Source organism: uncultured Oceanisphaera sp., from assembly GCF_947495715.1.
Classification (GTDB): Bacteria; Pseudomonadota; Gammaproteobacteria; order Enterobacterales; family Aeromonadaceae; genus Oceanimonas; species Oceanimonas sediminis.
On the sequence record NZ_CANLZU010000024.1, the window covers coordinates 42,293 to 52,319 of the forward strand.

At 54.4% G+C, this 10,027-nt stretch carries 11 protein-coding genes and 2 tRNA genes; 7 read left to right on the forward strand and 6 right to left on the reverse strand.

The window, feature by feature from the left end; translation table 11 throughout:
• Positions 1 to 2: 2 nt before the first annotated feature.
• From pheS to thrS, 5 genes are all read right to left on the reverse strand, one after another.
• Positions 3 to 986, reverse strand: coding sequence for a phenylalanine--tRNA ligase subunit alpha (gene pheS, locus Q0753_RS14585; protein ID WP_298722662.1), 984 nt, complete (start codon positions 984 to 986; stop codon positions 3 to 5).
• Between the two features lie 155 nt (positions 987 to 1,141).
• Positions 1,142 to 1,498, reverse strand: coding sequence for a 50S ribosomal protein L20 (gene rplT, locus Q0753_RS14590; RefSeq protein WP_071474079.1), 357 nt, complete (start codon positions 1,496 to 1,498; stop codon positions 1,142 to 1,144).
• A gap of 14 nt (positions 1,499 to 1,512) precedes the next feature.
• Complete coding sequence (rpmI, locus tag Q0753_RS14595) at positions 1,513 to 1,707, reverse strand: 50S ribosomal protein L35 (RefSeq protein WP_298722666.1); 195 nt, start codon at positions 1,705 to 1,707, stop codon at positions 1,513 to 1,515.
• A gap of 75 nt (positions 1,708 to 1,782) precedes the next feature.
• A complete protein-coding gene (gene infC, locus Q0753_RS14600; RefSeq protein ID WP_298722689.1) occupies positions 1,783 to 2,325 on the reverse strand; it encodes a translation initiation factor IF-3 in 543 nt (180 codons plus the stop codon).
• Positions 2,322 to 4,256, reverse strand: a complete 1,935-nt coding sequence (gene thrS, locus Q0753_RS14605) for a threonine--tRNA ligase (RefSeq protein WP_298722669.1) — start codon at positions 4,254 to 4,256, stop codon at positions 2,322 to 2,324. Before thrS ends, infC begins: the two co-directional genes overlap by 4 nt.
• Before the next feature lie 335 nt (positions 4,257 to 4,591).
• On the opposite strand from thrS, the gene Q0753_RS14610 reads away from it, so the two are divergent.
• Genes Q0753_RS14610 through Q0753_RS14620 form a run of 3 tightly spaced genes read left to right on the forward strand, consistent with a single transcriptional unit; the run spans position 4,592 to position 6,441 of the window.
• Positions 4,592 to 5,455: a fructosamine kinase family protein gene (locus Q0753_RS14610; RefSeq protein ID WP_298722671.1), complete on the forward strand. Its 864-nt coding sequence runs from the start codon at positions 4,592 to 4,594 to the stop codon at positions 5,453 to 5,455.
• A gap of 8 nt (positions 5,456 to 5,463) precedes the next feature.
• Entirely contained in the window at positions 5,464 to 6,210 is a 747-nt protein-coding gene (locus tag Q0753_RS14615) for a pteridine reductase (protein ID WP_298722674.1), read from the forward strand.
• A gap of 27 nt (positions 6,211 to 6,237) precedes the next feature.
• The gene (locus Q0753_RS14620; RefSeq protein ID WP_298722677.1) at positions 6,238 to 6,441 is read left to right on the forward strand and encodes a CPXCG motif-containing cysteine-rich protein; all 204 of its coding nucleotides are present in this window, start codon (positions 6,238 to 6,240) and stop codon (positions 6,439 to 6,441) included.
• Positions 6,442 to 6,482: 41 nt separating this feature from the next.
• Here Q0753_RS14620 and Q0753_RS14625 read toward each other — a convergent pair whose 3' ends face one another.
• Positions 6,483 to 7,088: a riboflavin synthase subunit alpha gene (locus Q0753_RS14625; RefSeq protein WP_298722680.1), complete on the reverse strand. Its 606-nt coding sequence runs from the start codon at positions 7,086 to 7,088 to the stop codon at positions 6,483 to 6,485.
• 166 nt (positions 7,089 to 7,254) lie between these two features.
• On the opposite strand from Q0753_RS14625, the gene Q0753_RS14630 reads away from it, so the two are divergent.
• The 4 genes from Q0753_RS14630 to Q0753_RS14645 all read left to right on the forward strand — a co-directional run bounded on the left by Q0753_RS14630 (position 7,255) and on the right by Q0753_RS14645 (position 9,908).
• Entirely contained in the window at positions 7,255 to 8,637 is a 1,383-nt protein-coding gene (locus tag Q0753_RS14630) for an MATE family efflux transporter (RefSeq protein WP_298722692.1), read from the forward strand.
• Positions 8,582 to 9,616 carry a DUF3080 family protein gene (locus tag Q0753_RS14635; protein WP_298722683.1) on the forward strand — a complete coding sequence of 345 codons (1,035 nt, stop codon included), beginning with the start codon at positions 8,582 to 8,584 and terminating at the stop codon, positions 9,614 to 9,616. The genes Q0753_RS14630 and Q0753_RS14635 overlap by 56 nt, the downstream gene beginning before the upstream one ends.
• 91 nt (positions 9,617 to 9,707) lie before the next feature.
• Positions 9,708 to 9,784, forward strand: a tRNA-Val gene (locus Q0753_RS14640).
• Positions 9,785 to 9,831: 47 nt separating this feature from the next.
• A tRNA-Val gene (locus Q0753_RS14645) sits at positions 9,832 to 9,908 on the forward strand.
• Positions 9,909 to 10,027: the final 119 nt, after the last annotated feature.

The window sequence follows — 10,027 nt, forward strand, 5'->3', positions numbered from 1 at the left end:
GCTTACCGGAATTGCTTGAGAAAACGCAGATCATTTTCGAAGAAGGCGCGCAAGTCGTTCACGCCGTAACGCAGCATGGTGAGACGCTCGACACCCATGCCGAAGGCGAAGCCGCTGTAACGCTCGGGATCGATACCCACCGAGCGCAGTACATTGGGATGCACCATGCCGCAGCCCAGCACTTCCAGCCACTTGCCGTTCTTGCCCATCACATCCACTTCGGCACTGGGCTCGGTGAACGGGAAATAGGAGGGACGGAAGCGGATTTGCAGGTCTTCTTCGAAAAAGTTGTTCAGAAAATCGTGCAGCACCCCTTTCAGCTGGGTAAAACTGACGTTTTCGTCGACCAGCAGACCTTCTACCTGATGGAACATCGGGGTGTGGGTCTGATCGTAATCGTTACGATAGACGCGACCCGGTGAGATGATGCGGATCGGCGGCTGTTGCTGTTCCATGGTGCGGATTTGCACGCCGGAAGTCTGGGTGCGCAGCATCAGCTTGGGGTTGAAGTAGAAGGTGTCGTGATCGGCACGGGCCGGATGATGCGCCGGAATGTTCAGGGCATCGAAATTGTGGAAATCGTCTTCGATTTCCGGCCCTTCGGCAACCTGAAAGCCCAGCTCGCCGAAAAACGACTCGATACGCTTGATGGTGCGGCTGACCGGATGCAGACCACCGGCAGACTGACGGCGGCCCGGCAGGGTAATGTCCAGGGTTTCACTGGCCAGCTTCTGGTTCAACTCTGCCAGCTGCAGCGCTTCTCGTTTGGTGTTAATGGCGTTGCTGACGGCCTGTTTGGCCTGGTTGATAATCTGGCCGGCAGCGGGACGCTCTTCGGCAGACAGCTTGCCCAGGGCCTTGGACTGCTCGGTAAAGAAGCCCTTTTTACCCAGATAATGTACCCGGATGTCATCCAGTTCGGCGGCGTTGGCGGCAGCCTGGATCTCCGCCTGTGCTTTGACGATCACGTCTTCCAGCTGATCCATGTATTCCTCGTTACTTGCCCGCTTGATGCAGACACTGAATAATTTGAAAGGTCTTGATAATAAAGGATATGTCTCGTTCCTGCCACCTCTGAGCCTGGCAAGGAGCAACAAAAAAGGAGGCCGGAGCCTCCTTTTTTATTTATCGTCTAAGCGACTTAAACCAGGGCTTCTTTTGCTTTGGCAACCAAAGCGGTGAAGGTGGTTTTGTCGTGTACGGCGATGTCAGCCAGGATCTTGCGATCGATTTCAACAGAGGCTTTTTTCAGGCCATTGATGAAGCGGCTGTATGACAGACCGTTCTGACGGCTTGCCGCGTTGATACGGGCAATCCACAGCTGACGGAACTGACGTTTTTTCTGACGACGGTCACGGTAAGCATATTGACCGGCTTTGGTTACTGCCTGTACCGCTACGCGATAGACGCGTGAACGAGCACCGTAATAACCTTTGGCCTGTTTCAGTACTTTCTTGTGACGAGCGCGTGCAGTCACACCACGTTTAACTCTTGGCATTATTCACTATCCTCTTAAGCAGTCGGCAACATGGATTTGATCTGGGCAACGTCAGACGCCGCTACCAGACACTTACCGCGCAGCTGACGCTTACGCTTGGTGCTTTTCTTGGTGAGGATGTGACGCAGGTGGGCTTGCTTGCGCTTAAAGCCACTCGCTGTTTTCTTAAAGCGCTTTGCAGCGCCTTTGTTTGACTTCATCTTCGGCATAACAACTCCGCATTGTTAATAACAACAAACAGACAAGGCGAGCCGGATAACCATTACCCGGCTACTTGTAAAACCTTACTGTTTTTTCTTCGGGGCAAGCACCATGACGGCCTGACGCCCTTCCAGCTTGGGAAAGGCCTCGACCACGGCCAATTCGTCCAGATCCGTTTTGATACGGTTGAGCAAATCGAAACCGAGCTCCTGGTGCGCCATTTCACGACCGCGAAAACGCAGCGTGACCTTGGCTTTGTTGCCCTCTTCTAAAAAGCGAACCAGGTTGCGTAGTTTTACCTGGTAGTCGCCATCATCGGTACCGGGTCGGAACTTGATTTCCTTGACCTGGATTTGTTTCTGCTTTTTCTTTTGTTCCTTGGTCGCCTTGCTCTTCTCGTAGAGGAACTTGCCGTAGTCCATCAGGCGGCAGACGGGCGGCTCGGCATTGGGACTGATTTCCACCAGGTCTACACCTGCAGTGGCTGCAGTTTCGAGAGCCTCAGCAATGGAGACCACACCCATGGGTTCGCCTTCCAGGCCGACTAATCGAACTTCTGGCAGTCGGATTTCTTCATTCAGTCGATTGCGAGGAGCTGGTTTGCTCCCTCTTTTAGCGCCTTTTATAACCTATCCTCCACTGTTTTCTTACCGCGAGTATGGATCTCCTGCTGTATCAGCGAGGTCAGCTCTTCTACGTTGAAGACGCCTAGATCCTGTCCTTTCCGGGTACGAACCGCTACTTTGCCGGCTTCGACTTCTTTGTCGCCGCAAACCAGCATGAAAGGTACCCGCTTCAGGGTATGCTCGCGGATTTTAAAGCCTATCTTCTCATTTCTCAAGTCCGCTTTGGCCCGAATGCCAACATTATTCAGGCTGTTAGCCAGATTGAGAGCGTAATCGGCCTGATTATCGGTAATGTTGAGCACTACTACCTGATTGGGAGCCAGCCAGGTCGGAAACAGACCGGCGTACTCTTCGATCAGAATACCGATAAAGCGCTCGATTGACCCTAGGATAGCACGATGAATCATCACCGGCACGTGACGTTCGTTGTCTTCGCCCACATAGCTGGCTCCCAGACGGCCCGGAAGCGCGAAATCGAGCTGAACGGTGCCACATTGCCAGGCCCGGTTCAGACAGTCATGCAGGGTGAATTCGATTTTGGGACCGTAGAAAGCGCCCTCGCCCGGCTGCAGATCATACTCGATACCGGCGGCCTTGAGCGCCTGCTCCAGTGCCAGTTCGGCCTGATCCCAGACTTCGTCACTGCCGATACGCTGTTCGGGACGAGTCGAGAGCTTGACCGCGATGTTGCTGAAACCGAAGGTTTCGTAAGTGTCGTAGACCATCTGAATACAGGCGGACACCTCCTGCTGAATTTGCGCTTCGGTACAGAAGATATGAGCGTCGTCCTGGGTAAAGCCCCGCACCCGCATCAGGCCGTGCAGGGCGCCGCTCGGCTCGTTACGATGGCAGCAGCCAAATTCGGCCATGCGTAGCGGTAAATCGCGGTAGGACTTCAGGCCCTGATTGAAGATCTGCACGTGACCCGGGCAGTTCATCGGCTTGATGGCATAGTCCCGGCTTTCGGAATGGGTCGTGAACATATGATCCGCGTACTTGTCCCAGTGGCCGGATTTTTCCCACAGCACCCGATCCATCATGAAGGGACCCTTCACTTCTTCGTACTGATATTCACGCAGCTTGTCGCGTACAAACTGTTCCAGCTCGCGGAAGATGGTCCAGCCGTCGTTGTGCCAGAACACCATGCCCGGCGCTTCTTCCTGCATGTGATAGAGATCGAGCTGCTTGCCTATTTTACGGTGATCCCGCTTGGCGGCCTCTTCCAGCTGCAACAGATATCCCTTGAGTGCCTTCTTGTCGGCCCAGGCGGTACCGTAGATGCGTTGCAGCATCTTGTTCTTGGCGTCGCCGCGCCAGTAGGCACCGGAGACCTTCTGCAGCTTGAAGTGCTGGCAGAAGCGCATGTTGGGCACGTGAGGACCACGACACATGTCGACATATTCGTCGTGGTGATAAAGGCCGGGGCTGTCGTCCTGGCTGACATTCTGCTCAAGAATTTCAATCTTGTAAGGTTCATGTCGCGCGGCAAAGGTGTCTCGCGCTTCCTGCCAGCTGACCTTTTTCTTGATGACGGCATACTCGGTCTTGGCCAGTTGCAGCATGCGGGCTTCGAGCTTCTCGATGTCTTCTTCGGTCAATACGTGGTCGAGGTCGACGTCGTAATAAAAGCCGTTGTCTATCACCGGACCTATCGCCATCTTGGTCTGCGGCCACAGCTGCTTGATGGCATGACCCAGCAAGTGGGCACAGGAATGACGGAGAATATCCAGACCATCCTGATCCTTGGCGGTAATGATGGCCAGTTTGGCGTCGTTGGTTATCAGCTCACAGGCGTCTACCAACTGACCGTCGATACGCCCGGCGATACAGGCCTTGGCCAGGCCGGGGCCGATATCCTGGGCCACCTCGAGTACGGAAACGGCTTGTTCGAAATGGCGTTGGCTGCCATCGGGAAGAGTAATTGTCGGCATGAAATGTCCTTAACAGTGGTGCACCCTACCAAAGCGCACATGTAGTGTATGAAAATGAACCTATTTAATGAAAAGCTTCACGACTGCATCAACCATCTGGCGTACTCTGCCAGTCCGGCGCGCCCGGGGATGCGAACACAGCCCGGCGGCACAGGTTGAAAGCCACAGACCTTAGCAGAATTGCTCTTTTTCTGCCATGACCGCACCATTATTACGCTGCCCTGCCCCGTGTGATGATCTTCACTTACTGTTCGGCCTGGATTTTTATCCCGGTTGACTTGGGTGCCTGGGTCCTGGCCTATACTGTGGGCAAACCCAGCCCCGGCGGAGGTATTATGTGGCAGGTGATCGCGCATCAGATTGCAGAAGCAACCGGCAAAGATTTTATCATTTGCGAGAAAACGCCGCTCTCCGGTGGCGATATTCATCAGGCGTTCCGGATTTCGGACGGCCGGCACAGTTATTTCGTCAAGCTGAACGACAAGGAACGGGTGGATATGTTTCGAGGCGAGTGGAACGGCCTGGACCATTTACGACGCAGCCAGACGGTGACCATTCCTCGGCCTGTCTGCAGTGGTACCACCGCCGCCACCAGTTTTCTGGTGCTGGAATACCTGTCTTTCGGTGATGCGGAGGAAGAAGACTGGTATATGTTCGGCCGTCAGTTGGCGCAGCTGCATCAGAGCCAGCATCAGCCGATGTACGGTTGGGATGAAGACAACTTTCTCGGTTTGTCGGTACAACCCAATAGCTGGCACAAAAAATGGGCCATGTTCTTTGCCGAACAACGCATCGGTTGGCAGTTGAAGTTGCTGGAAGAGAAGAATATCCGGCTGGGAGACATTGAAGAAATCATCGGCGGCATCAAGTTGCATCTCATCCATCACCAGCCCCGGGCTTCACTGCTGCATGGCGATCTCTGGCGGGGCAATGTCGCCTTTTGCGATCACGTGGGGGTGGTGTTTGATCCGGCAAGCTATTTTGGTGACCGAGAAACCGATATTGCCATGACAGAGCTGTTTGGCCAGTTCCCTCAGGTCTTTTATCAAGGCTACAATAGAGTCTGGCCGCTGGAAGCGGGTTACAGGGAGCGGCGAGATATTTACAATCTCTACCATTTGCTTAACCATGTTAATCATTTCGGCGAGCCATATCTCGCTCAGGCCAAAGACAGCCTGTATCGTATTATTGCCAGTTAGGAGACGCTATGCCGCAACCTGTGGTGTTGATCACCGGTGCCGCCAAACGCATTGGTGCCGAAATAAGCCGCCATTTGCATCAGCAGGGATATCGACTGGTGCTGCATTATCACCGTAGTGAGGCGCCGGCCACCGCCCTGATGCAGGAACTGAACAGTAAGCGCCCAGACAGCGTTTGTCTGTTATGCCAGGACTTGACCCGACTCGATGAATTGAGCGGCATGGCCGACCGAGCCTTGAACTGCTTCGGCCGCCTCGATGGTTTGATCAACAATGCCTCCAGCTTTTACCCCACCCCTTTCGGTGAAGGTACACCGGCACAATGGCTGGATTTGTCGGCTACCAATGCTGCCGCCCCTTACTTTTTGAGTCAGGCATTGGTACCGGCATTGAGAGACAGCCGGGGCTCTATCATTAATATGGTGGATATTCATGCAGAAAAAGGGCTGAAAGATCATCTGTTATACACCATGGCGAAAAATGCCCTCGCCACTCTGACTCGGGGACTGGCGGAAGAGCTGGCTCCCTTGATTCGGGTCAACGGCATCGCACCCGGGGCCATTATCTGGCCGGCTCATGCCTTGACCGAGCAACAGAAACAGCAAGTATTGGCATCCATTCCGATGGCTCGACTGGGTGAGCCTAGCGAAATTGCCGAGACGGTCGCCTTTCTGTTGGCGGGACCGCGTTACCTGACCGGGCAGATTATCGCCCTCGATGGCGGACGTTCCAGCCGAGGATTAGCCGAAGCCTGAATTGAAACCGACATAAGGAAATACCCGATGCGAGACTATTTTGAGCAAAACATCCTCTGCCCTCACTGTGGTCATCATACTCGCATCGTGGTTGATGCGTCCGAAGGCGATCAGGATTACTACGAAGACTGCATGGCGTGTTGTAACGCCATGCACATTGTTGTTAAACGTAATGAATTAAGCGATAACGTTGAGCTTAGCGTTGATGCCGATGATGAGCAGTATTTCTGACCATGTCTTGATTAGGTAACACATTGTATGTTGGCATAATATTAACGCGTTGCCATCACCCGCTCTACCGTATCCACAATCGCCTGAGTTTGCGGATCAATCTCTATATTAATCAACCAGCCCGGCTCTATATGGCCCAGATTGGTACGCGCCAGGGTTTCCGGTATCAAATGCACCGCAAAGCGGTCTGTTCGCACTTCTCCCAATGTCAGGCTGATACCGTCGATGCCGATATACCCCTTGGTAAAAACGTATTTGGCAAGGGAGGCCGGCAGCGCAAACCACAAGGTGGTATTGGTTGGTGTCACGAGCCGCTCCAACAGCTCACTCTGTGCCATGATATGGCCGGACATCGCATGGCCGCCTATCTCGTCACCAAAGCGTGCCGCTCGTTCCAGGTTGATGCTGTCCCCCACGTTTAACCGACCCAGATTGGTCACCCGCAGGGTTTCCTGCATTAGATCAAACGCAATGCAGTCACCATCAATGGCGGTCACCGTCAGGCAACAACCGTTGTGAGCCACAGAGGCACCGAGCTCCAGCCCCGCCAGCATGGTCGGTGGCAGTTGAACAAGGTGGGTGCGAAAGTCCTGTTTTTCTATGATATCAAGCAGTGTGCCCTGCCCTTGTACTATTCCGGTAAACATGGTTTTTTCCAGCTAAATCGTCAGTTGAAGATAGTGGGAATATGCCTTCATCAAGGTTATATTCCCAGGCATTGTCGATATTCCATCTACTTTCCACTCTTTATCGGTTGGCGAACCCCGCTTTCGACAGCCTAATCCCCTTACAGCAAGCGAGAACACCATGGCCATAAAGCCTTATATTGCCGAAATTCCCCGTTTGTTACGACTGTGCGGTCCCATCATGGTGGCGCAAGTCGCCCAGACCACCATGAGCTTTGTCGATACCCTGATGGCCGGTCAGGTCAGTGCCACCGATCTGGCCGCGGTGGCGGTGGCCACCAGTTTCTGGCTGCCGCTGATCCTGCTGGTACAGGGCGTGATCATGGCGTTGACGCCCATTATATCGCAATTAAATGGCGCTCGTCGTCATGGTGAGGTCGCCGGGGCCGTGCATCAGGGGTTCTGGCTGACCATACTGGTAACAATACCGGCCATGCTGGCACTGTATTATTCGCCTCAAGCCCTGCACTGGATGGATGTGGAGCCACTGCTGGCCGAAAAAACCACCGGTTACCTGCACGGCATTCTGTGGGGCATGCCCGGCTATGCGCTGTATCAGGTATTGCGTAACTTCAGCGAGGGGCTGTCGCATACTCTGCCTACCATGGTCATCGGCTTTATCGGCCTGGCGATTAACGTGCCGGCCAATTATATCCTGATTCACGGCAAACTGGGCATGCCGGCCCTGGGCGGCGTAGGCTGTGGTTATGCCTCGGCGCTGGTATTCTGGGCCATGCTGGTGGCCATGGTCATCTATACCCGCCGCTCTCCCCTGTTGCACTCGTTTAACGTCTTTACGCGCTTGAGTTCCCCCGACTGGCCCCGGATTGGTCGCCTGTTTCGCCTGGGATTTCCCATCGCCATGGCCATTTTTTGCGAAGTGACGCTGTTCACCGTGGTGGCGTTATTGTTGGCACCGTTCGGCTCCGAGGTGGTGGCCGGCCATCAAATTGCCATCAACTTCTCCAGCATGATTTTCATGATTCCTCTGAGTCTGGGCATGGCCATGACCATCCGCGTGGGTCATAGCCTGGGTGAAAACAAGGCAGAGCAGGCCAGAATGATCAGCATTGCCGGTATCGTATTTGGTTGTCTCGTGGCGATACTGACCGCCTTGATGACCGTATGGGGCCGCCACTGGATTGGTGCCCTCTATACCGACAACACTGCCGTGCTGGATCTTGCCGCCGGCTTGTTGTTGCTGGCCTCTTTTTACCAGATTTCCGACTCGGCCCAGGTAATTGCTGCCGCCGCCCTGCGTGGCTACAAGGATACCCAGACCATTTTTTACATAACTTTTGTGGCCTATTGGCTATGCGGCCTGCCGGCGGGCATGGTGCTGGGCCTGACCGACTGGCTGGTGCCGGCCATGGGGCCACACGGTTTCTGGATTGGTTTTCTGATAGGCTTATCGGTAGCGGCACTCATGCTGATATGGAGACTACGGGTTATTTATGTACGGGTCGAACATCGTCATCGCGCTGGCTTGCCTCTGGTTGACGGCCTGTAGCCCGGCCAATGAACTGGAAGCGCACTTTCAGACTTATCTGAAGCGGGTTGCTCATGTACTGGAGGTGGAAGAGCCCACCTTGAGTCAGGCGTCGGCCTTGCCGCCGTTACCCCCTCAGCGGGAGTTACAACAACAGCAGCCCAGGATCAGCACCGGGCTGCTTGACGCCCTCAAGCTGGGCCGGTGCGGCTTGCTGACGCTGGTCGGTGAACACAACAGCCCGGTCGGCAAGAGCCAGACCGCCGCCGTTCAGCTGCTTTATCATCTGCGGTTTCAACAAGGCCTGCAACGTTGTCTGGCCAATACCGAGGATGCGGAATTAACCGACTGGCTGCACCAGATAGCCGCCCAAAAGTCACCCTTGTTACCCGGTTATCACTGGAACATGATGGTGGCGGAGCCGGATATTCGCGCGGCTCTCACCCCTCGCCTGCGAACTCTGGCCTTTGAACAGCAAGATGGCTACCAGGAAACGGTCAATGCCTTCAGCCTGTTCGAGCGGCTGCAGTTACAGGCCAAAGGTCAGTCCAGCGTGATGATGCTGACCCCAAAGGAGTTAAACCAGGCACTGAGTGGGCTTTATCGCAATGACTATCTCGGTCGACTGTTTTACTCCCTGCACAGCGCCGCTCACTACCTCGAGCAGAGTCTGGCTTTTCTGCGACAACTGGAACAACTTGACTGCCGGCGAGGTGGCAAAGTCCGAGCCGAACGGTTGCGCAATGCCATGCAACGTTATTATATCGACGGTATTCAGCGTTATTTCGGCCAAATTGACCGACAGTTTGCACAGCTGGCTCCCTTGCTGCAAAGCACACTGTACCCGCCTTCGGCCAGGCAAGCGCAGATGACGCTGTATCGCACCCAGTTTGGTAAAGGACTGAACAGCGAAATCTATCGTCGCTATCGAACCCTGACCCTGGAGCACGCCCGGCTATGGCAGCGCTTTCTTGAACGGTGCGATATTTCACCGACTTGAGCAATAGTTCCTCATCCGCTTGTTCAATAAGAAAAAAGGCTTGCCCCGCCCACGGCCCTTGGCTAGTATACCGCTCGCTTCAAGACAGTATGCGTCCTTAGCTCAGTTGGTTAGAGCACTACCTTGACATGGTAGGGGTCGGTGGTTCGAATCCACTAGGACGCACCACTTCATTGTGGCTACATCGTGAGATAACACGTTAACATCAACACTCTGCGTCCTTAGCTCAGCTGGTTAGAGCACTACCTTGACATGGTAGGGGTCGGTGGTTCGAATCCACTAGGACGCACCACTTCATTGTGGATACATCGTGAGACAACACGTTAACACCAATACTCTGCGTCCTTAGCTCAGCTGGTTAGAGCACTACCTTGACATGGTAGGGGTCGGTGGTTCGAATCCACTAGGACG

Coding starts and splice junctions, on each gene's coding strand:
- pheS (WP_298722662.1), bottom strand. CDS start 986: ATGGATCAGCTGGAAGACGTGATCGTCAAAGCACAGGCGGAGATCCAG.
- rplT (WP_071474079.1), bottom strand. CDS start 1,498: ATGCCAAGAGTTAAACGTGGTGTGACTGCACGCGCTCGTCACAAGAAA.
- rpmI (WP_298722666.1), bottom strand. CDS start 1,707: ATGCCGAAGATGAAGTCAAACAAAGGCGCTGCAAAGCGCTTTAAGAAA.
- thrS (WP_298722669.1), bottom strand. CDS start 4,256: ATGCCGACAATTACTCTTCCCGATGGCAGCCAACGCCATTTCGAACAA.
- Q0753_RS14610 (WP_298722671.1), top strand. CDS start 4,592: ATGTGGCAGGTGATCGCGCATCAGATTGCAGAAGCAACCGGCAAAGAT.
- Q0753_RS14615 (WP_298722674.1), top strand. CDS start 5,464: ATGCCGCAACCTGTGGTGTTGATCACCGGTGCCGCCAAACGCATTGGT.
- Q0753_RS14620 (WP_298722677.1), top strand. CDS start 6,238: ATGCGAGACTATTTTGAGCAAAACATCCTCTGCCCTCACTGTGGTCAT.
- Q0753_RS14625 (WP_298722680.1), bottom strand. CDS start 7,088: ATGTTTACCGGAATAGTACAAGGGCAGGGCACACTGCTTGATATCATA.
- Q0753_RS14635 (WP_298722683.1), top strand. CDS start 8,582: ATGTACGGGTCGAACATCGTCATCGCGCTGGCTTGCCTCTGGTTGACG.